Below are 25435 nucleotides of genomic sequence, written 5' to 3' on the forward strand. Positions count from 1 at the left end.
GTGATTATTTTGGTTCTGGAAAATCTTGAAGAAGTAAACCAGAGGATTTTGTCTGCCTGCAAAAGGGCTGGAAGAGATCCTGGAGAAGTAACCTTGGTAGCCGTCAGCAAAACCAAACCAGCTTCCATGATAGAAGAAGCATATTCTGCAGGAATCCGGGATTTCGGGGAAAATAAAGTGCAGGAGCTTTGCGAAAAATACGAAGAACTTTCAAAAGATATAAGGTGGCATATGATTGGTCATCTTCAGCGTAATAAGGTAAAGCAGGTGATTGATAAAGCGGTGCTCATCCACAGCGTGGATTCCCTGCGTTTGGCAGAGCAGATTGAAGAAGAAGCAGCCAAAAAAGCGCTGACGGTTGACATTCTTTTGGAAGTGAATGTAGCAGAAGAAGAAAGCAAATTTGGTTTTCGTTTGGACGATACAGAATGTGCCATTCGTAAAATCGCCTTGTTTCCCCACGTAAGGATAAAAGGTCTTATGACTATTGCACCTTTTGTAGAAAATTCTGAGGAAAATCGCTTCGTTTTTAAAAAATTAAGACAATTTTATGTTGACATGCAAAGCAAAAACATTGATAATGTTAATATGAATATGCTCTCAATGGGTATGACCGGAGACTATGAAGTTGCAATAGAAGAAGGCGCTACTCTTGTTAGAGTTGGTACCGGAATTTTTGGTACAAGATATAAGATTGGAGAGAATGAAGTATGAGCATTTTAGGCAAACTGATGGATAGCATGCGCTTAAATGATACAGATGATGACGATGATTACTACTTAGACGAAGATTACGAGGATGAAAAAGAAAAACCTGCAAAGAAAACACTCTTTTCAAAGAAGGCAGAGGCTGATTACTACGATGAAGAAGAGGAATATGAGCAGAAGCCTCGCTTCCTGTCACGTTCTCCCAAGGTAGTGCCGATGAAGCAGTCCCGGACAATGGAAGTGTCGATGGTGAAACCAACCTCCATTGAAGATGCGAAGGAAATCTGTGATCATATGCTTTCAGGAAAGGCGGTCGTCCTTAACATGGAAGGAATTCATACGGAAGTTGCCCAAAGAATCATTGATTTCACTTCTGGTGCCACATATTCCATGAATGGCAATTTGCAGAAGATATCAAACTACATATTCATTGCAACTCCCGAATCCGTTGAGCTGTCTGGTGATTTTCAGGACTTATTAAATAGCGGAAGCTTGGATATGGGCGGTATGAATCTTCGTCTTTAACAAGTTTTTCGAGAAAGAAATAACGAATTTGATGAAATGGTACAAGCAGACAATTTTCCGTTTTACACACTTGTTATCCGCGCTGCCAGGCTGCAGAGCAAAAGTGGAGAGGAAAATTGTTTGCTTTCTTCCGTAATAGAGGGAGAGAAAATATACATTGGAGGAATGAGGTCATGGGAAATAGAATTCCGGTACACTTGGACGGAGCCTTTTTGTATGATATTGTCATGGAAATGACATTTGAAGGACTTAGACAGGAGCTGAAGCAATTAAACTTAAAGGAGCGCAGGATCTGCATTGTTACAGACTCTAATGTTGCACCTCTATATTTGGAGGAAGTGGAAGGCATTGCAGCCTCCTGTTCCAGGGAAACGGCTCATTTCATTTTTCCTGCAGGAGAAGAAAGCAAGAATCTGGATACGGTCCGCAGCTTATATGAAACCTTGATCCTAAAAAAGTTTGACCGCCATGATTATCTGCTGGCCTTAGGCGGAGGTGTAGTCGGTGATCTCTGCGGATTTGCCGCCGCTACCTATTTAAGGGGCATTTCCTTTGTTCAGGTGCCTACCACGCTGCTGTCCCAGGTGGATTCCAGCATTGGAGGTAAGACCGGAGTGGATTTTGATGCTTATAAAAATATGGTGGGCGCTTTCCATATGCCAAAGCTTGTGTATACCAATATTTCTGCATTAAAAACTCTTTCAGATGAACAGTTTTCTTCCGGAATGGGGGAGGTCATAAAGCATGGTCTGATTCGGGATGCGGCCTATTATAAATGGCTCATGAAGCATGCTCCTGCTATTCAGAAAAGAGAGCTTGCCGCTCTTGAGGAGATGGTACGTGTCAGCAACCAGATCAAGCGGGAAATTGTGGAAAAGGACCCTACGGAGCAGGGGGACAGAGCACTTTTAAATTTGGGCCATACGCTTGGACATGCCATTGAAAAACTTTCCGATTTCAAGCTGCTGCATGGCCATTGTGTAGGGCTTGGCTGTATTTCAGCGATGGCCATATCCATAAAACGGGGGCTGATAGAAGCGTATGAGCTTCCAAGGCTTTGTGAGGTTATGAAGCAGTTTTCCATGCCTCTTACTGTCACCGGCCTATCCGCCGATGAAATCGTTGCTCTCACCAAAAATGATAAAAAGATGGATTCCGGAACCATCCGGTTTATCCTGTTAGAAAAGATCGGAAAAGCATATGTGGATAAAACTGTCACTGAGGCGGAGATGTCACAAGGGCTTTTGCCGATTTTAGAATAAGGAGATTTTCATGAATCAGAAGACAAAACTAATTTTGGGACTAATCATTGGATTTTTTGCGGCAATTGGTCTGGACCAATGGACCAAATTCCTGGCAGTAAAGCATCTTATGGATCAAAGTGCCTACAACATTTGGAATGGAGTATTTGAGCTTTTATATTCTGAAAACCGGGGAGCAGCGTTTGGAATGCTTCAGGGGAAAAAATTGTTTTTCCTGCTGGTAGCAGTTGTTGTACTTTCAGCCGCCATCTTTGCAATTATCCGTATGCCGGCGACGAAAAAATATATTCCTCTTCATCTGATCGCCATGTTTTTGTCTGCAGGTGCCGTTGGAAATATGATCGACCGTTTTGCAAGAGGATATGTTGTGGACTTTCTGTACTTTAAACTGATTGATTTTCCGATCTTTAATGTGGCGGATTGTTACGTTACCATTTCCATGTTCTTTTTTATGGTGCTGTTCTTTTTTTATTATAAGGAAGAAGACTTATCCTGTCTGTCCATAGGCAAGAAAGGGGCAGGCAATTGAAACAGGAGTTCACCGTAACAGGGGAGGAAGCAGGAATCCGCATTGACCGGTATTTATCTGAAAAATGCAGGGACATTTCCCGCTCCTATTTACAAAAATTGCTAAAAGAAGAGTCCGTACTGGTCAATCAGAAATCGGTTAAAAGCAATTATAAAGTCAGCTCCGGAGACCAGATCGAATTGTCCGTTCCGGAAGCCATAGAACCGGAAATCGTGGCAGAAGAGATGGATCTTGATATTATTTATGAGGACAAGGATATTATACTGATCAATAAACCAAAAGGAATGGTGGTCCATCCCGCCGCAGGCCATTACAGCGGAACCCTGGTCAACGGCTTAATGGCTCATTGCCGTGATGATTTATCCGGCATCAATGGGGTTATGCGTCCTGGAATCGTTCACCGGATTGATATGGATACTACGGGAGTTCTTATTGTATGCAAAAATGACATGGCTCATAATTCCATTGCAAAGCAGCTGAAGGAACATTCTATTACAAGAAAATATTATGCCATCGTTCATGGGAATCTAAAAGAAGAGGAAGGAACGATAAACGCTCCCATCGGCCGTCATCCCGTGGACCGTAAAAAGATGAGTGTCAATGAAAAAAACGGAAGAGATGCCGTCACTCATTACCGGGTACTGGAGCGGTTTCACCAGTTTACCTTTGTGGAATGCCAGCTTGAGACAGGGCGAACTCATCAGATCCGCGTACACATGGCAAGCATTGGTCATCCTCTGTTAGGGGATTCTGTTTATGGACCGACAAAGTCTCCGTTCCGGTTAAGGGGACAAACCTTACATGCGGGAGTATTGGGAATCATTCACCCCAGAAGTGGAAAATACATGGAATTTACCGCTCCGCTGCCGGAGTATTTTGAAGATTTGTTAAGAAAACTGAGGACCACTTAGATGATTGTCTAAGTGGTTTTTTTGTATTTATAGATTTTTCAGTTAGTTTCATATATAATGATATTATGAGAGAACTGGAAGGAGTGATTCATATGAGGAAACATCCGGTCATTACAATTGGAAGACAATGCGGAAGTGATGGCAAGGCCATTGGTCAAAAATTGGCGGAAGAATTAGGGATCAAGTGCTATGATAAAGAGCTGCTCTCTCTTGCGGCGAAAAACAGCGGTTTTAGTGAAGAGGTATTTCAGTCTTATGATGAGAAACCTACCAACAGTTTACTATATTCTTTGGTAATGGATCCCCGTTCGCTGAGTTTTACGAACTCCGGTTATATGGATGTGCCCATGGACCATAAGTTGTTTTTTAGTCAGTTTGAAACGATCAAACAGCTGGCGGAAGAAGAATCCTGCGTAATTATAGGGAGATGTGCCGATTATGCCTTGTCTGAATATGAAAATCATATTTCTGTATTTATCACTGCTGATGACGATGACAGAATAGAAACATTAAAAGAGCTGCACCATATCGATGATGGAAAAGCAAAGGATCTCATGGTCAGGACAGACAAAAAGCGCTCCAGCTATTATAAGTACTATACCGAAAAAAAATGGGGCGATGCAAAAAATTATGATCTATGCATCAACCGCAGTGCTGTAGGCGTGGAAGGGGCTGTTAAAATCATACTGGATTTTGTTCATGCGAAAACAGCGTATATAAAGGGAAAAAATCAGGAATGATTATAATTCAGCAGAGCTGTTTCCTTTTCAAATGGATATTACCAGAATAAAAAAGATACCAAAACGGACATTTCCAGCATCCACTGAAAATGTCCGTTTTGTTGGTTCTTATTATATTTGGCTAAACTTTATCAAGCAAATTACTCCACGGTTACGGATTTCGCCAGGTTTCGTGGCTGGTCCACGTCAAGGTTCTTACCAACAGAGGCATAGTAAGCGATGAGCTGAAGAATTACTGCAATGGGGAAAACGGTAAAACGGTCCCCGATGTCCGGAATATTGATCTGGATATCAGCAACCCCGTGTTCCACCTTGGCATTCTCTTTTGTCAGCAGAATAACAAAGGCACCACGCGCTTTTACTTCCCTGATGTTGGATATGGTCTTCAAAAATACTTTTTCCTGTGTGGCGATGGCAATGACCGGAACCTGATCGGCTATAAGCGCAATGGTTCCGTGTTTTAATTCTCCGGCAGCGTAGGCTTCTGCATGGATATAGGAGATTTCCTTTAATTTCAGGGCACCCTCCAGGGAGAATGCATAATCAAGGCCCCGGCCGATGAAGAAAGCATCCGGCTTTTGGATCAGGTGAGATACCAGGTCTTTGACCAATTCCTTCTTTTCTATCATGGCCTCCATGGCAGGAATGGCATCTAAAAGCTTTTTCATAAAGTCTTCGGCTTCTTCTTTGGTGTAGCAGTCACGTACATAGGCCATACGGCAGCAAATCATATAGAGGGCAGCCAGCTGTACGGAATAAGCTTTTGTACTGGCTACTGCGATTTCGGGGCCGGCATGGGTATAGAGAACGTAGTCGCTTTCTCTTGCGATGGTAGAACCTTTTACGTTCACTACGGATAATGTAGCAGCACCATAGTTTTTTGCCAGACGCATGGCGGCGAGAGTATCAATGGTCTCACCGGACTGGGAAATGATAATCACCAATGTTTTATCATCAACCAGAGGTTCCTCATAGCGGAATTCAGAGGCGATGGATACTGTTACCGGGATTCTTAACAGAGGTTCCATAAGTGCCCTTGCCGCCATTCCTGCATGCATGGCGGTTCCGCATGCCACGATATGGATCTGATTACACTGTTTTAATACGCAGTCAGGGATCTGATCATCGGTGAAATCAGGAAGCCCCTTGACCAGACGGGGAAGAATGGTATTCTTCAGCGCTTCGGGCTGTTCATGGATTTCTTTGAGCATGAAATGAGGAAATCCGTTTTTCATAGCTGATTCCATATTCCAGTTGACTTCTAAAAGTTCCGGAAGCTGCTCCTGAAGTTTTAAGTCAAATAGTTGCACCTGGTAAGAGGTCAGCTTTACAATATGATCCTCAGGAACGACAAAATACTGTCTGGTATAAGGAATAAGAGCAGTCAGGTCAGATGCCAGGAATGATCCTGAAGGGGTATAAGCGGCCACCAGAGGGCTTACATTGCGGATGGCATAGACTTCCCCCGGATGATCTTCAAACATCATACAGAAGCTATAGGAGCCTTTTAAATAACCCACCAGCTTTGCAATGGCTTCCACCGGATTTCCCTGATAGATGGAATCCAGCACCCAGGCAGCTACTTCACTGTCTGTTTCAGAACGAAGCTTTCCTTCCAATTGAAAATCGGTAGTAAGCTGGTGATAATTTTCTATGATACCATTATGAACTAAAATAACCCTACCGGCCTGATGTGGATGGGTATTTTCCATGGTGACCCCTCCGTGAGTGGCCCATCTGGTATGTCCAAGTCCGCAATGGGATACTTCCTTCACATCTTTGCAGCCTTCTTTTAAATTCGATACCTTTCCGGTATGCCGGATCATACGGATATGAGAGTTCTCCATACAAAGAGCGATTCCCGCACTGTCATAGCCGCGGTATTCCAACTGAGAGAGTCCCTCAAGCAATATTTTTTTTGAGTCCAAAGGTCCGGTATATCCAATAATTCCACACATAATTTACGATCTCCTTTTAATTTTCTTATAAAACTGAATGAAAAACGACAAACAAAAACAAGCTGTCTGCTTTGTCATAAAAGACAGCTTTCTCCGGTTCCAGCATGTTTGTTTTGCAGTTACCCGCATATTTCACGTTGGATACACGCCCGGAGGGCATGGAAAGGCATCCGCCGAATATTCGATCACCTTTCACCTCGTTAACCTTTGATACCGTTTTAAAAAACGTTCACGTTCGTACCGTCAGGTGCATGGCGCTTAGCTTTGCTATTAATAATTTATGCCTCCTTCATAAATACAGTTTATTATAGCCTTTGTTGGTTTGTGAGTCAATACCAGGATTTACATCCTTTTTACGCAAAGGTTCTTTTTCATTTTACATCCTTCCAATACAATGGATTTAAGATGCGCGGAAAGGAATGAAAAAACATGTCAGGTTTGTCTTTGGTAAATGTTTGCAAAACCTATAAGAACGGACAAAATGCCGTAAAGGATTTTAACCTTGAAATCAAAGACCGGGAGTTTCTTATCCTGGTGGGCCCCTCCGGATGCGGAAAATCCACCACGCTGCGTATGATCGCAGGGTTGGAGGAGATATCTTCCGGAGAACTGTGGATTGACGGGTGTCTCATGAATATGACCAGCCCTCAGAGCAGAGACTTATCCATGGTATTCCAGTCTTATGCGCTGTATCCTCATTTTACGGTTTACCAGAATATGGCCTTTGGATTGAAAGTACATAAAGTACCCAGAGAAGAAATTGACCGAAGAGTAAGAGAAGCGGCGGAAATCCTTCATATCAGCCACTTATTGGACCGGAAACCCTACGCATTGTCCGGGGGGCAGAAGCAGAGGGTTGCCATTGGAAGCGTAATCGTCCGTCAGCCGAAAGCCTATCTGATGGATGAGCCTTTATCGAATCTGGATGCCAAGCTTAGGACACAGATGAGGGTGGAACTTTCAAAGCTGCATAAGGAACTGGGAGCGACCATCATCTACGTGACACACGATCAGGTAGAAGCCATGACTCTTGGCACCAGGATCGTTGTTATGAACCAGGGGGAGATCCAGCAGGCAGCATCTCCGGCCGATATTTACCAGAATCCGGTCAATAAGTTTGTGGCTGGTTTTATCGGTTCTCCTTCTATGAATTTCATACCGGTATGGGTGGAACGGAAAGAAGAACGGATTTGTCTGGAATTTAACAATCAAAGACTGTTTGTGAACCATATCTGTGCCAGCAAGCTATTGGAGGGCGGATATTTAGGAAAACGGGTATGCCTTGGAATCAGGCCGGAGGATTTCCACGAGGCTGGAAAAAAAGAGCAGACACTCATTTTACAGGTGGATATTAAAGAAGTACTGGGATCTGAGATCCTTCTTCATGGCCTGATCGGAAGAGCAGAAGTGTGTGCCAGATTAATGCCGGGCATTAAAACGGAAGCCGGGGAAAGCCTTCCGGTATCCGTGGATATGGATCGGATCAAATTGTTTGATATGGATACGGATCGGAATATATTATATATCTAAGGAGTTTTCTTATGAAATTAAAAGCCATTTGGAAGAAAGCAGGGCCTTATGCCTATCTTGTTCCGGCATTGACGGTGTTTGCCTTATTCTTGTTTTATCCTTTTTTTAAAACGATTATCTTAAGCCTTTATAAAACCAATAAAATGGGACAGGCCAAGCTTTTTGTAGGGCTTGGCAACTACGCAGAGCTTTTAAAATCCTCGTCCTTTTTCAACAGTTTGTTTGTGACTGCCGTTTTTGTGATGATTGTGGTATCCGTAAGTATGATGTTAGGATTGCTGGGAGCGGTTCTCTGCAACAAAACATTTCCGGGTATCCGGATATTCAGTACGGCTTATGCGCTTCCGATGGCCATTGCCTCCAGCTCGGCAGCCATGATATTTAAAATCATGCTTCATCCTTCCATCGGAATCGTCAATAAGGTCCTGGGACTCAATATTAACTGGATCAGTGATCCCAGGTATGCACTGGTCTGTGTAGCTCTTTTAACGGCATGGCTGAACAGCGGTATTAATTTTCTTTATTTCAGTGCAGGACTCAGCAACATTGATGAGACCATTTATGAAAGGGCTTCTGTGGATGGCGCAAATTCCTTTCAGAAATTTTTTCACCTGACACTTCCAGGGTTAAGTCCCATTATGTTTTACACTCTGGTCGTCAACATCATCCAGGCCTTCCAATCCTTTGGACAGGTAAAAGTTCTGACTCAGGGAGGGCCGGGAGAATCCACCAATTTGATCGTATATTCCATATACCGGGATGCCTTTTTTAATTACCGGTTCGGAAGTGCCGCCGCTCAGTCGGTCATCCTGTTTATCATCATAATGATTCTTACGTTGTGTATGTTTCGTATAGAAAAGAAGGGGGTAAACTACTGATGGAATCTGTACTTACAAATGCCACCAAGGATATGAATCAGGATGAGCTTGAAAAGTTTAAACAGACGGCCGTCCAGAAAGCGGTTTTACGCAGAAGAGCAGGGAAACTGGCCCTTGTTATGGCAAATCTGGCCATGTCTGTTTTTATACTGCTTCCTCTTTTGTATGCAGTCAGCATTGCCTTCATGCCTTCCAGCGAACTGTTTACAACCAGCATGAACCTGATCCCTTCAAGTCCCACCCTTGAGAATTTCCGTCAAGCCATGGTTAAAATACCTTTGAGCCGTTTTATTCTTAACTCATTTTTGGTTGCAGGATGTATTACCTTTGGTCAGATGATATCCTGTTCCCTTGCAGCATTTTCCTTTTCATTTCTGGACTTCAAGGGAAAAAATCTGCTTTTTATGGTAGTGATGGCGACCATGATGATTCCAGGAGAAGCGACTATTATTTCAAATTACTTGACCGTAAGCGGGTTTAAGTGGCTTGACAGTTATCAGGTGTTAATTATTCCTTACTTAACCTCAGCCATGGGAATCTTCCTTTTCCGGCAGTTTTATAAATCCTTTCCTATTTCATTATATGAATCTGCCAAAATAGATGGTTGTTCCAACTTAAGATTTATTTACAGCATCTTGCTGCCACTTACAAAATCCGCCATCGGGGCCATGGCTGTCTATACCTTTATCAATGCCTGGAACATGTATATGTGGCCTTTGTTAGTTACCGGTTCAGACCGGATGAGAACGGTTCAGATCGGAATCGGAATGTTAGACAGCGTGGATTCACAATCAATCTCAATGATGGTTGCAGGAGTCGTCATGATCATTGTACCGTCAATTTCTGTGTTCATTGCAGGACAGCGGCAGCTGATACGGGGAATGTTCTCAGGGGCTGTTAAAGGCTGACCTGGTTCATTATATAAAACCATTAAAATTTGGAGGAAAGAAAATGAGAAAGAGAGCACTTGCCTTAAGCATGGCTGTCATGATGGCAGCAGGCTTGCTGTCCGGATGTGCAAGCAAAACAGGAACGAACGATTCTGGTTCCGGCGAAGCAGCTGCAACAACGGCTAAGACCGCAGAAGCTGAGAATACCCAAGCGGAGACTGCCAAAAGCCTGGAAGGAACTACCATAACCTTTTGGCATTCCATGGGAGGTGTAAACGGAGAGGCCATTAATACACTTGTGGATAAATTCAACAAAGAAAATACGTCCGGCATTCAAGTAGAGGCCCAGTATCAGGGAAGCTATGACGATGCCATCAATAAGCTTAAAAGTGCTCAGATCGGAAGCATGGGTGCTGACCTGGTGCAGATTTATGACATTGGGACACGCTTTATGATTGATTCCGGCTGGGTGATCCCAATGCAGGATTTAATTGATAAGGATCAATGGGATTTGACTCAGGTAGAACCAAACATTGCCGCTTACTATACCGTAGATAACAAACTTTATTCCATGCCTTTTAATTCATCCACCCCCATTCTTTATTATAACAAAGATATGTTTGAGAAGGCAGGAATTACAGAGATTCCTGACAGTCTTCCGGGCATTGCAAAAATTGGAGATGATTTAACAACCAAAGGCGGAGCAGGAGAAGTCATTTCTCTTGGGATCTACGGTTGGTTCTTTGAACAGTTTACCTGCAAGCAGCAAGCCAATTATGCAGACAACGGCAATGGAAGAGAAGCAGCAGCAACCGCCGTGGACTTTGACAAAAATGGCGCAGGAGTAAAAACTCTGACGGCTTGGAAGGAATTATCAGATAAAGGTTATGCTCCCAATGTAGGAAGAGGCGGTGATGCAGGTCTTGCAGACTTCAGCGCCGGCAAGTCTGCTATGACGCTGGGCTCTACTGCATCCTTAAAACAGATTTTAAATGATGTAAATGGAAAATTTGAAGTGGGAACTGCATATTTTCCTAAGGTAAGCGAAAATGACAAAGGCGGCGTTTCCATTGGCGGCGGTTCTTTATGGGCATTAAATAACGAAGACCCGGCAAAACAGCAGGCTGTCTGGGAATTTGTAAAATTCCTGGTTTCACCGGAAAGCCAGGCATACTGGAATTCCCAGACCGGTTATTTCCCTGTTACGGTAGCCGCTCATGACGAACCTGTTTTTAAAGATAACATTGCAAAATATCCTCAGTTCCAGACTGCCATTGATCAGCTTCATGATTCCACTCCCCAGTCGGCCGGTGCACTTTTAAGTGTATTCCCGGAGGCAAGACAGATCGTGGAAACAGAAATCGAAAATATGATCAACAATAACGGCACACCGGAAGACGCTGTTTCAAAAATGGCGGAAAGCATTAACAAATCCATAAAAGATTACAACCTGTTAAACAATTAAGCAATCCTTAGAAAGGATATTGGCAAATGAAAACAAAGGTTTGGGCACACAGAGGTGCCTCCGCTTACGCACCGGAGAATACACTGGAAGCATTTGAACTGGCAATCAAACAAAAGGCAGATGGAATTGAACTGGATGTTCAGCTGACAAAAGATAAAAAACTGGTGGTGATTCACGATGAAACCATAGACCGAGTCTGCGATGGAAGCGGATATGTAAAGGAATTTACCCTGGAGGAACTGAAGCAATTCCATTGCAATAAACTGCATCCGCAATTTAAAGATGCGGTGATCCCGGAACTTGGGGAGGTACTGATGCTGTTAAAGCCCACATCTCTTACTGTCAATATCGAACTGAAAACCGGCATTTTCCGCTACAAAGGCATTGAAGAGAAGGTTTTAACTGAAGTAAAAATGGCTGGAATGGAAGATAGAGTGATCTATTCTTCCTTCCACCATAAAAGTATTGTTAAAATAAAGAAATTAGATCCCGATGCGGTCACCGGGCTTCTTTTTTCTGACGGGTGGATCAATGTAACAGGCTATGCCAGACTGATTGGTGCTGACGCACTGCACCCGCCGGTATATCAGTTTCCCAATCGCCAGCTGATTAAGAACTCCAGAAAAAGAAAGCTTCCGCTTCATATATGGACCGTAAACGATGAACCCATGATGGAGTACCTTGCAGCGCAGGAGGTTGCTGCCATCATCACCAATACCCCCGATATCGCCAGAAAAATAGTAGATAAGAAAGGAACTATTCTATGATTCGATTAGTCGCCTCCGATATGGATGGAACTTTATTAAACCGCTATGGGAAGGTGTCCCCATACAATGTCACTGTCATTCAGGCACTTGCACAAAAAAACATTCAATTTGTTGTCTGCACAGGCAGAAACTATGGGGATGCCTGTGCTCCCCTGGCAGAAGCCGGAATTTCCTGCGATATCATTTGCATGAACGGTGCTTCTGTATTTGACAGGAATGGTAAAAAACTCAGGAAACAGCCTTTGCTGAAAAGTCAGGTAACCCGTATTCTTGATATCTGCCGCCCTTATTCTGTTATTTTTGATTTTATGACCGAAGGCGGAAGCTATACTACGGCCAGCCGGAAGGAACTAAAGAAGAGTTTTGAAAATAAAATATTTCTCTCAATGGTATCGGATGAACATACTTACGAAACCATTGAAAGCCGTTTTAAGTTTACAACCGAGGAGTCACTGTTAAGTTCCTGTACCGATATTTACAAAATGTCCGTGGTTCACGAAAGTCAGGAAGTCCTGGAACAGATCCGGGTTTTGCTGGGAAAGGAAAATGGGATTTCCATCGCTTCTTCCGCACCTAACAACTTAGAACTGACTCATGAGAAGGCGCAAAAAGGTTCTGCTCTCATGGAATACGCTATAAAATCCAAAATACATCCGAGAGAGATTCTGGCCATTGGTGACAGTGAAAATGATTTGTCCATGTTAAGTCTTCCCATTGGATATACCATTGCGATGGGAAATGCTTCCGATCTTATTAAACGTAGCACACGGCTTACAACAAGAACCAATGAGGAAGATGGGGTAGCGTTTGCCATAGAAGCCCTTATTCTTTCAGAAGCAGCAGTCTGCTGAACTTATCAATCTTAATAAACTATTAAATCTTTTGATCTGTATTTTACCGCTGTGTTGTGCTATAGTTCTATCGTTAGAAGAAAAATTACAGGAACGATAAGATGAAACGAAAAAAAACAGCAAACATACAGATCTCCGCCGCCATAATAATGGCTCTTTTGGGAAGCAGTCTTTGCAGATTCTCCCAATCTTATATTTCCATTTATGACAGACCTTTGGTTGCGCTTGCCAATGAATCTTCACGGGAAACGGCAAGTGGAATCCAAAAACTTCCCACCCAGGCAGAAAAAAGTCAGGAGACACCTGCCCCTTATGTCCCTTCCCTTACCGCACTGAATCTGGCATTCCTTTATGGGGAAGGAGACAGTCAGGAAAAAAGCCTGGGAACAGAGGCAGCAGAAGCGTTGTCTCTGAAAGATTCTGCCTGGCTGGCCTCCCTATACCAACTGGCCAATAAAAGCCCCCAAAAGGTGGCTGCAAGCCTTGGAATGCCGTCTGCTTCTTTGAAAGATCTTTCTTTTGAAAAAGTAGACATTACCTTCTATGACGAAAAGGGAAAACAGATTTCTCCCCGATCCAACATTCAGGAAATCATGTCCATGGCCAATACATATTTTTATTATACAGCACCGGAAGATTACGATGCTTTTTTAAATTACGCCAATCAGCTATGGGAAAACTCCCACAGCTTTCAGTATTCCATCAGTGATATTTATTATTGCGATGGTTCCCTTGAAGGAAACTTGGCTGAGTCTTCTTCGGCTAAAGAGGCTACTCCCTCACAGGCAGAGAAGGCAGAGCCGCCGGAGACCTCCGAAGCCATGGAATCTCCGTCAGAAGATTCTTCACAGGTGATCTACAGTAATAAAACGGATTCGGCAAAGGAAATCGGTCCTGGTATTGCTTTAAAGGAATCCGAGACGGTGAAAGAGGACCCCCAGCCAACGGAGCCGGCGGAGACTTCTGCAGAAAATTTATGTCCAGGGCATGTGGATCTCCATGTAAAGGCCGTCATTGCAGGCTTATCAGATACGAAAAAAGGACTTTTCTCCTTAGATACCATAGGCAATGCTCCAAATGATGCCGTACATTGGCCCGGATGGACAGAAGAGACCAAAAACAGTGCCATAAACCTGGCCAATCAGGATTGGACGGAAGCTTACGGTCTGACTCTGACCCCTTCTTTTATTACAAATCCGCTTTCCTATGAAGAAATTGATCACTATATGGACCGTCTCCCCGAACATCTTTCTGAGAACAGGCGAAAGGTGATTCATTATGCATTGTCCTCCGTAGGAAGAGTTCCTTATTATTGGGGCGGAAAACCTGCTTCTGCCGATTATGAAAAGAATCATTTCGGGGCACTCGTAACACCGGATGAAAAGGGCAGGGCCATGAAGGGTCTGGATTGTTCCGGTTGGATCAGCTGGGTATACTGGTCTGCCATAAATAAACGTCTTTCGTCTGAAAGCACATCTGGACTGGCATCTGTGGGAACGGCGATTCATAGAAATGATCTGCAGCCAGGAGATATCATTTTAAAAACAGGAGAGGAAGGCCATGTAGTAATGTTTCTTTGCTGGGAAAGCGATGGATCTATGACTGTAATCCATGAATCCAGTGCATTGGTAAACAATGTCACTGTGACTACCATGAGTGCCAACTGGCCCTATTACAGAAAATTGATCGATTGATAAAAAAATTAAGAGAAAAGCAAGAACTCACAATTGCATTTCTGGTAAAATAAAACAGAGTCTGCCTAAGACAATATGGGAAAGGATAGATGATTCAATCATGGACTATGAGGATGAATTAGACCGGATGCGTGCCCGGAAAAAACGGAGAAACAGCAAAAGCGGGAGGAGCAGCGGATCTGAACGGTCAACACAAAGAAAGCACCCGCAGCAGGCGGCAAGAGGGGACAGGACTTATTACAGCGAAGGGGATGGCAGAAACCCCAGGGCGCGTCGTACAGGCCCGCAAAGCGTGCAGAGTCGAAATGCACAAAAGAAGCGGAAGCGAAGGAATAAAAGGCGTGTCATATTCATGGAACTTGCGATCCTTGTTTTGGTAATTTTTGCCGGTTTCTTTTTGCTGAAGCAGCGTACCCACCAGAAGGGATTTTGGACCATTGCCGTTTTCGGTGTGGATTCCAGAGACGGGAATCTGGAAAAGGGCGCTTTATCCGATGTTATAATGCTCTGTAACATCAATAAAGCTAACGGAGAGATAAAGCTGGTATCTGTTTACCGGGATACATATTTAAAAATCAACAGCAAAGGGACTTATCATAAAATCAATGAAGCCTATTTTAAAGGCGGCCACAAGCAGGCGATGGAAGCATTAAATGAAAATCTGGATCTTAACATTGATGACTATGCCACATTTAACTGGAAGTCTGTTGCCAACGCCATCAATATTCTGGGTGGAATTGACTTAGAGATCACAGATCCGGAGTTTAAATACATTAATGGATTTATTACTGAGACAGTAAATTCAACCGGAATCGGTTCGTATCAGTTAAAGCATGCCGGCATGAATCATTTAGATGGAGTACAAGCAGTGGCATATGCCAGATTACGTCTTATGGATACGGATTTTAACCGGACAGAGCGTCAGCGAAAAGTGGTGAATCTGGCGATGGAAAAAGCTAAAAATGCTGATTTTGCAACACGAAGCGCATTGGTATCTTCGGTATTTCCTCAGATATCCACCAGCATTGGGATCAATGATGTGCTGTCAATCGCCAAAGGGATCAGCAAATACCACATTGGTGAAACGGTTGGCTTTCCATTTTCCCGTACTTCTATGAAGATCGGGCGTATGGATTGTGTCATACCCACAACGCTGGAGAGCAACGTGATCCAGCTTCAGCAATTCCTTTACGGCATAACCGATTATACTCCCTCATCAACGGTTAAAAATATCAGCAGCAAAATTGCCAAAGAAAGTGGAATTTCTGAGCCAGGGAAAAATGCCCCCTCCGGAGGAAGCTCCAAAAACAGCAAAAAGAAAAAAACTTCCGGTTCAGGGGCTACAGCCGCGCCGCAAACGGAAGCTCCTACAGAGACAACCGCGGAAACAATACCTGAAACAACTGCGGAAAGTACAAGAGAAACCGTGCAAGAGACCAAAGAACCGGAGACGACCGAGGCTCCAACCAACGGAGACGGCAGTTTCGTGGGTCCAGGTGCCGATATACAGGAACCCAAAGAAACTAAGGAAAATAAGAAAGAAAAGCAAGAAGAGTCAAAGGAAAATCCTGCAGGGGAGACCGAGCCGCAAGATCAAGAGAACGAAGAAGCCGGTCCGGGAGTAATGTAATAAAAATAGAATAATAAAGCGAGATATTCGTCTGGGATGCATGCCCGCAAATGGCTCATATGGATTTAGCTGTTAATGATTTAAAAAAAAGTAGTTCAATATGCAATGCAATGTGGAGTGAGCATTTTGTGTTGTTGTAGAAATTAAGTTATCGAACGGTATAATAGCAGTATTGGGGAATGATTTTTCCGGGGATTATTAAGTAGGTGTGAAGTAGATGTTTTATATAAAATTTATTTTAGCGGTTTTATGTGTTTAATAATACAGGCATCCCCAACTATTCGCGAAAGTCTAGTTTAACGAATAGTTGGGGGAGTAAGCAAACGTAACTATATATTTCGTTTATTAATTATTTTATTATGGTGCTAAGTAATCTTTTCTCTCTCGGCACAGATTATCTGGTTGATTTAGGTGCTATAATCTCTTTGCCTAACCATTACTACACATACACATTTACTGATATTTATATTATAATGAAATCGAACTGCCTTTAAATCAATAACTTAAATAATTAAATGTATCTGAGTTATTGATCTTAATATATCTAATTATATTTTTTATATTATTTATATTATTTATACAAATACACATACAGGCAACCCCCTATTATCCTAGAATCGCACCCAATATTCTTATAATTTGGGGCTATATCTATTTTTTTACTGACAATCCGTTTTACTATTATAAAAGAAATGAGGTGAATTAATGAGTGCCCCTCTATCCTATCATCAGCAAAAAGATATTGAAAATGTAAAGCACCTTAGAGAATTAATCAAAGAACTCCCCCGTTTCTGTGGAGATTTTTTTCGTGGTATTGAGCCGCGTACGTCATCGCGTACAAGAATCGCTTACGCCTATGATTTAAAAGTCTTTTTTGATTTCTTACAGAAAGAAAATCCTTCTCTTTTCAAGACTGATATGCAGAATATACCCCTTGATACTTTGGATAATCTCAAGGTTGTGGATATTGAAGAATATATGGAGTATTTGAAATATCGTTTTAATGATAAAAACCAACAGGTAACCAATAAAGAACGGGGAATTATGAGAAAAATCTCTTCGTTGAAAAGCTTCTATAATTATTATTATCGAAATGAACGGCTCCAAAACAATCCCGCCGCGCTTGTTCAGCTGCCAAAGCTTCATGAAAAAGATATTATCCGATTGGATGTGGATGAAGTTGCTCTTCTGCTTGATGAAGTAGAAAGCGGTGATGCTCTGACTGATAAGCAAAAATCTTATCATGCAAAAACAAAGGTACGTGATCTGGCACTCCTGACGCTGCTGCTTGGTACAGGAATCCGTGTATCGGAATGTGTTGGGCTGGATTTGGAAGATATTGATTTTAAAAACGGAGGAATTCGTATTGTCAGAAAAGGCGGCAAAGAAGTCATGGTTTATTTTGGTTCAGAGGTCGAAGATGCTTTGCTTGATTATCTGGAAGAACGTAATATGGTGATCCCCCAGGAGGGCCATGAAAATGCACTCTTCCTCTCGCTTCAGAAAAAACGCATTGCAGTCCGGAGTGTAGAAAACCTGGTAAAAAAATATTCCAGACTTGTTACTCCGTTAAAAAAAATCACTCCGCACAAACTGCGCAGCACCTATGGAACCAGCTTATACAAAGAAACCGGTGATATTTATTTAGTTGCAGATGTTCTTGGCCACTCAGATGTTAATACGACAAAGAAGCATTATGCAGCCATAGAGGATGAACGGCGCCGAAGCGCAAGAAACAAGGTCAAATTACGTGAAAGTTAATGAACCTGTTAAATAAGTAAATATAAGGAGTCGTATCACTCTTAATGCCGTTTGCAGATCGTTTCCTGATGCAATACCCAGCATCGCCATACATTACTTTTTAAAAGGTGATAATCCCAGCTTCTATTGTCAAATAAAAGATGAACCAATGAAGCGAATTGTTGTTATAGAAAACATGGGTATTTGACGATGGGGAACGCTTTTTAATAACTATGATCCCCAAAATACTGGGCGGACTTTGAACACTAAAATACAAATACCATTGTAAGATCTATTCTAAATCACTCCGTACATCAGTTTTTTCGGTGTTGATAGACGTTGCAGCTATTTATTAAGTTATAGTTAAGATATAATATAGTAAACTTTAATGAACAGGTATTGAAAAATACTTTTTTATCCAATATAATAACAATAATTAAATTAAGCATTAGCGTACTAACTTAGTAGGTTTCGCGCTGATGCTTATTCAATGTCTGCAGATTTTTTCTCTCAGATATTAAATGCACAGCAAAAAGGATACATCAGGAAAGGATTTTAAAATGCAGGAATGGATAATTAATACAATGGATCAATTTGGGTACTTAGGAATTGCATTACTTATAGCAATCGAAAACATATTCCCCCCTATCCCATCAGAGTTGATTCTGACTTTTGGCGGCTTTATGACCACATATACCGATATGAATAAATGGCTAGTCGTTCTGTTTGCAACCATCGGTTCAGTTGTCGGTGCTTGCGTTCTTTACAGCATTGGTTTATTGCTGCCAGTGGAGAAGCTGGAGCTGCTGATTAATAAATGGGGGCATATTCTTAGATTAAAAAGAGCTGATATCAAACGTGCGGAAGGCTGGTTTGAAAAGAGAGGGACATCAACCATATTCTTTTGCCGCTTTATCCCGCTCATACGCAGTTTAATATCCATACCAGCAGGTATGGCTAAAATGCATATGGGTAAATTCTTTGTTTATACAACCCTGGGGACCTTTATATGGAATATCGTTCTTGTATTTCTTGGTGCTTTTGCGGGTTCCCGTTGGGAGCTCATTGTTAAGTATATGGATGTTTACTCCCACGTAACGGTTAGAGTCTTGGCTGTCATCGGCGTTGGTGTTATTGTATGGTTTGTTAAAAAACGCAAATAAATCTTTTTATGAAGCAGGCAGAGACGGATAAGTTTCTGCCTGCTTCATTAGAAAAAGCCATGAAAGACCATATTTATTTAAATAAATGGATACTACCCTCTTTATTAAGTTTAACAAGAATGGTTGCAATAATTGGAAGCATAAACAATCCTAAAATCCCCATTAATTGAACACCTACAAACATTAGTATCAAGGTTACTATTGGATGAAGACCAATTTGCTGTCCAATGATTTTAGGCTCAAGAATCTGCCTTACTACCGTAATAAAGACATATAGAATCAACATGCCGATTCCAACCCGTGTATCTCCCATGGAAAAGCCAATAATGGACCACGGTAAAAGAACTGCTCCGGTACCGAGGATCGGTAATATATCGATAACAGCAACAATCAAACCTATGAGAAACGGTGTAGGTATTCCCATAATTGTAAAGCCGATGGATAACTCTATAAATGTGATGGAAATGATCAATGCATATGCCCGAATGAACTTGCTCAAGGAACCAACCACATTATCTTTTAAATGGATTATAATCTCTCTGCGTTCATTTCCAAACTGACGCAAAATAAATTTACTTAATTTATAGTAATCAATGGTAAAAAAGAAGGAGGAAACAATGGTGAAAATCACTTTTATCAGCAAAGACGGAACTTGGCCTGCTAATCCGGTTACTGTTGATACTACTTTTGTGGAGATATTGGAGATATAAGTAAATATGGACTGTCCAATATTATTAATAAAATTATCCAGATAATCTTTAATACTAGGAAATCTGGCAGACAAATTATCCGTAAATGATAATAGCGCCGGCTGAAGAGTTCCTTTGTATAAAGAAGGCAGGTTATTAAATAAAGTACTAATAAACTGATAAAATCTGACACCGATCAGGCTGATAATTAATACAACAATACTGTAAAATATCAGCAGAACTAAAATAGAGACAAACGTCCTTTTAATTTTAAATTTCTCAGATAATAAATCAATGGGTTTACGAAATACCATGGCGATGATTAATCCAATTACAAATGGCATTAAGAGGGGAAAAACATATTTAACTCCTGCATATACGATCATTAATAATATAAACGCAAATATACAATGAATAATAAATGCCTTCTGCTTTTCTAAACTCATGTATCACTATACCTTTCTGTTATTAACATTCGTAAGTCCAATACCCGATAATGATTTTTACAACCACTAAAACCCATTATAGACAATACTTTAACTTAAAATGCAATTAAATAACTAGCTGCAAGAAATATTACCTTCTCTCTTCGGAATCCCTGGTTGTATTATAACGCTTATTCCACCGATGTCAAGAAGTACCTCTTTCCCGTCTGTTTACTTTAAGTGAAACTATTTTTGGAATACAAAATGTTTGCTTCAATTCTATCTTTTAGTTATACCCTTTATTTGTAAATTAATAACCAATAATGCATTAATAAAACCATCTAAAAAATCTTCACAAATAAGAAAAGATATGTAAAATGGATATGTGGAATGGTTTGAACTTAACATCTAATCTGAACTCAGGCTATGGTTATATTCTTAATTTAAATGAATTATAAGATCAAACAACACACTCCTATCCTATTGAATTTCTCAACCATAAGAATTATTCTGACCCCGACCAATCATACTGCCTTTATTCTAAATTATTATCGTTATAAAATCAACGAATTTCGGTATGTTCCTTAAAAATATTGCAGAACGAATATTAAGGAGCCTGTTCAGGGGTAAAATACATTACGGTCAAATAATGTCCGCTGTGAATCGTATCTTCCTTTAATCCATTGATGTTCTTTAATTCCTTTACATATTGTTCAACCGTAAGCCCGCTGTTTCCTTTATATTTGCCAGCAATGCTCCATAAACTGTCTCCTTGCCGGATTTGAATACTGGTGTAATATCTTTCGATTGCTTCAGCATCAAAAGCAGCGGCAGAGTTTTTTACCGGGAAACTGCCAAATGCACGGGACCCCAGTAACGTAATTAATAACAGTACAATTAAATGCCTTATCATACAGATACCTCCTTATAACATATAGCAGGAACATATGTTCTGGTTCGTATAAAAATAATATCATCCAAACATATGTTTGTCAATTCGTTTTGTATTTTTTCGAACAAAGGTTTGCATTTTCTTCGAACATATGTTACTATAGATTTAATGATAAAGGATTGAGGAGGCTGTGCTATGGCACAAGAAAAGATAACACCCAAGCAACAGGAGATTTTAGAATATATAAAACAGACGATTTTAAAGAAGGGTTATCCCCCCGCAGTCAGGGAAATTTGTGAAGCGGTCCATTTGAAATCAACATCTTCCGTGCACTCCCATTTGGAGACACTGGAGGAAAAAGGATACATAAGAAGAGATCCGACCAAACCAAGAACCATTGAAATTATTGATGATTGTTTTAATCTGACCCGCAGGGAGCTGGTGAATGTTCCTGTTTTAGGAACCGTAGCAGCTGGTCAGCCCCTTTATGCGGAGGAAAATATTGAAAATTATTATCCTATTCCTTCGGAACTTTTACCTAACGGAGAAACCTTCATGCTGAAGGTAAGGGGAAACAGTATGATTAATGCAGGTATATTGGAAGGCGATCAGATAATTGTGGAACACTGTCCTACCGCAGCCAATGGAGAGATCGTTGTTGCATTGGTGGAGGATTCCGCTACAGTAAAGCGCTTTTTTAAAGAAAATGGCCATTACCGTCTTCAGCCGGAGAATGATTCTATGGAACCTATTATTGTAGATCATGTGGAAATCCTTGGTAAGGTGATCGGTTTATTCCGTTTAGGAATTCATTAGTTAAGGATGAATGAAAGATCAGTGCTAATAGTTTACATAAATACTTTATGTAAACTATAAATTCAAATTTTTTATTATTATCTTTTTTATTATTATTGAACAAAAATAATAAAAGCGGCTTACATACGTTGAGCCGCTTTTTTATCCAATAGATATATTTATTTTAAAGAATCCAATTCCTTAATATCAATGGTCTTTCCATCTCTCCAGATTCTTTCCAAATCGTAGAACAAGCGATTGTCACGGTCGAAAACATGAACAATAATATCGCCATAATCCATTAAGATCCAGTTAGCAGACCGATACCCTTCTACCTGCTTACAGATATATCCCTTTTTCCCAAGCTCCTCTTCCACATTGTCAACCATAGCCTGAACCTGGTTTGCATTTGTACCGCTTGCGATAATAAAGTAATCTGCTACTACCGATACATTATGGATATCAATGACATTAATATCCTCCCCTTTTTTATCTGATAACGCATGATATGCGGTTTTTACCATTTCAACTGACTGATTCATCATTGTTCTCCCTTCTTTTCCCTGTGAATCCGCTCATAATAAGCATATGCCTTCATAGACATAGAATCCACAAAACATTTTTTACCCCTCAAATATTCCAGGGTACTTTTTAGAATCAGATAAACACATTCATCTAAATCTATAAAAGCCATAGAGCGTACCACAGGCAGGTCCCCGGCTTTGTCACGTCTCGGCTCAATATAATCGGCTATAAACACAATTTTCTCCAGCAAGGACATATCTGGCCTTCCGGTAGTATGCCATCTTATGGCATCAAGAATTTCTGAATCTTCAATTCCATATTTATATTGTGCCATCCATGCTCCATATTTGGCATGAAGCACTGCCGGTGCTTTTCGTTCATCGTCTGTTAATTCTATACCATGTTTTTGGCATTTTTTTATAATTTCTCCGTCTCCTAAATACTTTGCACAGTCATGAAGCAATCCAGCTAATTCAGCTTGATCCAAATCACTGTCGTATTTCATTGCCAGAGCCATACAGATAAATGAGACACTTATGGTATGTTCATATCTTTGCGGGCTTAATTTCCCCCTCAATTCATTTCTCAGATTTAAAATAATTTCTTTCACTTCTTCATCTCCTGATATAAATTGTGGGCACGGATATATGCCAAAACTTTCTCCGGTACATAGTCGGCAATAGACTCTCCTTTAGAAACCTTCTCACGTAGTTCCGCAGACGAAACATTCATTTCCCTGCAATGGAGCATTCGGATATCCGCATGATATTTATTGTTTAAATAATCAATCTGAAGTTCCATAGAACGGTTCTTCGCGTCGTATTCCCGCTTTGCAGCCAATAAAACTGCCTGAGTCAGTACCTGATCGGGTTCATACCATTTCTCAATCTCATAAAGAGAATCAGCTCCTACGATAAAATAATAGGTATGTTCCGGATATGCCTTGCGAAGCAGCCTTAATGTCTGTGCGGTATAGGTGTTCCCATTCCGTCTTAACTCAAAATCCGAGCTGACAAACCCCGGACGCCCCTCTACAGCGGCCACCGTCATGGCCAGACGCTGATCCGGCGCAGTCACATGATGATTTTTCTTATGAGGCGGATTCCCGGAGGGCATAAACCATATTTCATCAAGATTATATTCAAGATATGCCTGCTCTCCAAGCATCAGATGCCCATTGTGAATCGGATCAAATGTTCCGCCCATAATCCCTATATTCCCCATAATCTTCGACTCCTTGACCGGATAATGAAGCAGGATTATTTAGGAAGTGCGATTTTTCTCTTTGCTTCCTCTTTTGCCTGCTTATAAAGGACAATACGCCTTCCAATCACCTGAACGACTTCTGAACGGGTACGCTCTGACAGAACCGCAGCAATGGTACTGCCATCATCCAGACAATTTTTCAATACAGTTATTTTTATTAATTCCCTGGCTTCCAGTGCCTCAGCAATTGCATTGGTTATCTCCGGAGTCAGGCTTGATTTTCCAATTTGGAAAATCGGATCTATATTCATCGCCAATCCTTTTAAATAGGATCTCTGCTTACTTGTCATAATATTCTCCTTGTTTACTTGTAATAGTCAAATTCCAGACCATACATTCGGACAGTATCGCCCTCTTTGATTCCTGCCCGTTCCAGTTCATCTAATATTCCGTTTTCTTTTAAGAAGTTCTGGAAGAAACGGAAGCCTTTTTCTGATTCCAAGTTGGTATATCCCAGCATTTTATCAATTCTTGGCCCTTCCACCACGTAGACGCCATCTTCTGTTACTTCTACGGTATAAGGCAGCAAGACGTTTCTCAGCCCCTTCAAATCAAATTCCTTTTCAAAAATAACAGGACTTAGGTTTACCGTCTGAAGCAGCTCATAAATGGCAAATAACAGCTCTTTTACCCCTTGTCCGCTTACTGCAGATATAGGATATACATTTACTCCCTTAGGTTCAAATTCTGCTTTTAACTTCAAAACGGGATTCTCATCTTCATCAAAAATCGCATCGGTCTTATTGGCAGCAATGATCTGAGGACGTTCTAAAAGCTCTGGGTTATAGGCTTCTAATTCCTTGTTAATGGCATGGATATCCGCAATGGGGTCTCTGCCCTCTGTGGAGGCAGCATCCACCACGTGAACCAATACTCTGGTACGTTCAATATGGCGGAGAAAATCATGTCCTAATCCAACCCCTTCAGAAGCACCTTCAATAAGTCCTGGAATGTCGGCCATAACAAAGCCTTTGCCTTCGGCCAGATCAACCACACCCAGATGGGGATTCAAAGTCGTAAAATGATAGTTGGCAATCTTAGGTTTGGCATTGCTGACTCTGGATAAGAGCGTCGACTTTCCTACGTTCGGAAAACCAACCAGCCCCACATCGGCAATTACTTTTAATTCCAGCTGAACCCAAAGCTCCTGAGCCGCTTGTCCTGGCTGGGCATATTTGGGAGCCTGCATGGTGGGCGTCGCAAAGTTCATATTGCCCTGGCCGCCTCTGCCGCCCTTTAATATCACTTCCCGGCGGTTTTCTCCGGACATATCCGCAATGACTTTCCCGGATTCAAAATCCTTGATAACAGTGCCTTCCGGAACTTTTATCACCAGGTCTTCCCCGTCTTTTCCATGACACCGGCGTTTTCCGCCGGGTTCTCCGTCTTTTGCTAAATATTTGTGGATGTGGCGAAAATCCGTTAAGGTATTGAGTCCGTCCTCCACTTCAAATATGATGTCACCGCCCCGGCCGCCATCGCCGCCATCAGGGCCTCCGCACGGAACGTAAAGTTCTCTCCGGAAGCTGACATGGCCATCGCCGCCTTTTCCGGATCTAATATATATTTTTGCTCTATCGGCAAACATTCATTCACCTGTTCC

Annotated in this window: 25 protein-coding genes; 17 read left to right on the forward strand and 8 right to left on the reverse strand. The window is 41.6% G+C overall.

The features are described 5' to 3' along the window. The first annotated feature begins 9 nt into the window (after nt 1-9). The 6 genes from VIG27_RS08610 to VIG27_RS08635 all read left to right on the forward strand — a co-directional run bounded on the left by VIG27_RS08610 (nt 10) and on the right by VIG27_RS08635 (nt 4674). Complete coding sequence (locus VIG27_RS08610) at nt 10-714, forward strand: YggS family pyridoxal phosphate-dependent enzyme (RefSeq protein WP_394527320.1); 705 nt, start codon at nt 10-12, stop codon at nt 712-714. Further along, the gene (locus tag VIG27_RS08615; protein ID WP_394527322.1) at nt 711-1232 is read left to right on the forward strand and encodes a cell division protein SepF; all 522 of its coding nucleotides are present in this window, start codon (nt 711-713) and stop codon (nt 1230-1232) included. Before VIG27_RS08610 ends, VIG27_RS08615 begins: the two co-directional genes overlap by 4 nt. 173 nt (nt 1233-1405) lie before the next feature. Further along, nucleotides 1406-2494, forward strand: a complete 1089-nt coding sequence (gene aroB / locus VIG27_RS08620; RefSeq protein WP_394527324.1) for a 3-dehydroquinate synthase — start codon at nt 1406-1408, stop codon at nt 2492-2494. A 10-nt stretch (nt 2495-2504) separates the two neighbouring features. Then, nucleotides 2505-3023, forward strand: a complete 519-nt coding sequence (lspA, locus tag VIG27_RS08625; RefSeq protein WP_394527326.1) for a signal peptidase II — start codon at nt 2505-2507, stop codon at nt 3021-3023. After that, nucleotides 3020-3934, forward strand: a complete 915-nt coding sequence (locus tag VIG27_RS08630; RefSeq protein ID WP_394527328.1) for an RluA family pseudouridine synthase — start codon at nt 3020-3022, stop codon at nt 3932-3934. The genes lspA and VIG27_RS08630 overlap by 4 nt, the downstream gene beginning before the upstream one ends. 92 nt (nt 3935-4026) lie before the next feature. Continuing rightward, on the forward strand, nt 4027-4674 hold the full coding sequence (locus tag VIG27_RS08635; RefSeq protein ID WP_394527331.1) for an AAA family ATPase: 648 nt from the start codon (nt 4027-4029) through the stop codon (nt 4672-4674). A gap of 140 nt (nt 4675-4814) precedes the next feature. Here VIG27_RS08635 and glmS read toward each other — a convergent pair whose 3' ends face one another. Then, nucleotides 4815-6632: a glutamine--fructose-6-phosphate transaminase (isomerizing) gene (glmS, locus tag VIG27_RS08640; protein WP_394527333.1), complete on the reverse strand. Its 1818-nt coding sequence runs from the start codon at nt 6630-6632 to the stop codon at nt 4815-4817. A gap of 429 nt (nt 6633-7061) precedes the next feature. On the opposite strand from glmS, the gene VIG27_RS08645 reads away from it, so the two are divergent. From VIG27_RS08645 to VIG27_RS08690, 10 genes are all read left to right on the forward strand, one after another. After that, nucleotides 7062-8162, forward strand: a complete 1101-nt coding sequence (locus tag VIG27_RS08645) for an ABC transporter ATP-binding protein (protein ID WP_394527335.1) — start codon at nt 7062-7064, stop codon at nt 8160-8162. An 11-nt stretch (nt 8163-8173) separates the two neighbouring features. After that, nucleotides 8174-9040 carry a carbohydrate ABC transporter permease gene (locus VIG27_RS08650; protein ID WP_394527338.1) on the forward strand — a complete coding sequence of 289 codons (867 nt, stop codon included), beginning with the start codon at nt 8174-8176 and terminating at the stop codon, nt 9038-9040. Continuing rightward, nucleotides 9040-9948 (forward strand): carbohydrate ABC transporter permease, encoded by a 909-nt coding sequence (locus VIG27_RS08655; RefSeq protein ID WP_394527341.1) that lies wholly within the window; start codon nt 9040-9042, stop codon nt 9946-9948. Before VIG27_RS08650 ends, VIG27_RS08655 begins: the two co-directional genes overlap by 1 nt. A 43-nt stretch (nt 9949-9991) precedes the next feature. Further along, nucleotides 9992-11395, forward strand: coding sequence for an ABC transporter substrate-binding protein (locus VIG27_RS08660; RefSeq protein WP_394527344.1), 1404 nt, complete (start codon nt 9992-9994; stop codon nt 11393-11395). Between the two features lie 26 nt (nt 11396-11421). Further along, on the forward strand, nt 11422-12162 hold the full coding sequence (locus VIG27_RS08665) for a glycerophosphodiester phosphodiesterase (protein WP_394527346.1): 741 nt from the start codon (nt 11422-11424) through the stop codon (nt 12160-12162). Further along, entirely contained in the window at nt 12159-13013 is an 855-nt protein-coding gene (locus VIG27_RS08670) for a Cof-type HAD-IIB family hydrolase (protein ID WP_394527349.1), read from the forward strand. The genes VIG27_RS08665 and VIG27_RS08670 overlap by 4 nt, the downstream gene beginning before the upstream one ends. A gap of 101 nt (nt 13014-13114) precedes the next feature. Continuing rightward, complete coding sequence (locus tag VIG27_RS08675; RefSeq protein WP_394522095.1) at nt 13115-14707, forward strand: C40 family peptidase; 1593 nt, start codon at nt 13115-13117, stop codon at nt 14705-14707. Between the two features lie 100 nt (nt 14708-14807). Then, on the forward strand, nt 14808-16337 hold the full coding sequence (locus tag VIG27_RS08680) for an LCP family protein (RefSeq protein WP_394522096.1): 1530 nt from the start codon (nt 14808-14810) through the stop codon (nt 16335-16337). Between the two features lie 705 nt (nt 16338-17042). Beyond that, nucleotides 17043-18098, forward strand: coding sequence for a tyrosine-type recombinase/integrase (locus VIG27_RS08685; protein WP_394522097.1), 1056 nt, complete (start codon nt 17043-17045; stop codon nt 18096-18098). A 539-nt stretch (nt 18099-18637) separates the two neighbouring features. Beyond that, nucleotides 18638-19240, forward strand: a complete 603-nt coding sequence (locus VIG27_RS08690) for a DedA family protein (RefSeq protein ID WP_394522098.1) — start codon at nt 18638-18640, stop codon at nt 19238-19240. 73 nt (nt 19241-19313) lie between these two features. On the opposite strand, the gene ytvI is transcribed toward VIG27_RS08690, so the two are convergent. Then, the gene (gene ytvI / locus VIG27_RS08695; protein WP_394522099.1) at nt 19314-20375 is read right to left on the reverse strand and encodes a sporulation integral membrane protein YtvI; all 1062 of its coding nucleotides are present in this window, start codon (nt 20373-20375) and stop codon (nt 19314-19316) included. Between the two features lie 586 nt (nt 20376-20961). Beyond that, a complete protein-coding gene (locus VIG27_RS08700; RefSeq protein WP_394522100.1) occupies nt 20962-21267 on the reverse strand; it encodes a LysM peptidoglycan-binding domain-containing protein in 306 nt (101 codons plus the stop codon). A gap of 174 nt (nt 21268-21441) precedes the next feature. Between VIG27_RS08700 and lexA the strand changes: the two genes are divergently transcribed. Continuing rightward, nucleotides 21442-22062: a transcriptional repressor LexA gene (lexA, locus tag VIG27_RS08705; protein WP_394522101.1), complete on the forward strand. Its 621-nt coding sequence runs from the start codon at nt 21442-21444 to the stop codon at nt 22060-22062. Between the two features lie 158 nt (nt 22063-22220). Here lexA and rsfS read toward each other — a convergent pair whose 3' ends face one another. From rsfS to obgE, 5 genes are read right to left on the reverse strand one after another with little or no spacing between them, the layout of a single operon-like run. Next, a complete protein-coding gene (gene rsfS, locus VIG27_RS08710) occupies nt 22221-22583 on the reverse strand; it encodes a ribosome silencing factor (protein WP_394527465.1) in 363 nt (120 codons plus the stop codon). After that, a complete protein-coding gene (yqeK, locus tag VIG27_RS08715; protein WP_394522102.1) occupies nt 22583-23176 on the reverse strand; it encodes a bis(5'-nucleosyl)-tetraphosphatase (symmetrical) YqeK in 594 nt (197 codons plus the stop codon). Before yqeK ends, rsfS begins: the two co-directional genes overlap by 1 nt. After that, nucleotides 23173-23790 (reverse strand): nicotinate-nucleotide adenylyltransferase, encoded by a 618-nt coding sequence (gene nadD, locus VIG27_RS08720; RefSeq protein WP_394522103.1) that lies wholly within the window; start codon nt 23788-23790, stop codon nt 23173-23175. Before nadD ends, yqeK begins: the two co-directional genes overlap by 4 nt. Nucleotides 23791-23825: 35 nt before the next feature. Continuing rightward, nucleotides 23826-24122, reverse strand: coding sequence for a ribosome assembly RNA-binding protein YhbY (yhbY, locus tag VIG27_RS08725; RefSeq protein ID WP_394522104.1), 297 nt, complete (start codon nt 24120-24122; stop codon nt 23826-23828). Between the two features lie 14 nt (nt 24123-24136). Next, nucleotides 24137-25420 (reverse strand): GTPase ObgE, encoded by a 1284-nt coding sequence (gene obgE / locus VIG27_RS08730; protein ID WP_394522105.1) that lies wholly within the window; start codon nt 25418-25420, stop codon nt 24137-24139. Nucleotides 25421-25435 lie beyond the last annotated feature (15 nt).

The sequence above is a fragment of the Lacrimispora sinapis genome (assembly GCF_043633585.1).
Lineage (GTDB): Bacteria > Bacillota > Clostridia > Lachnospirales > Lachnospiraceae > Lacrimispora > Lacrimispora sinapis.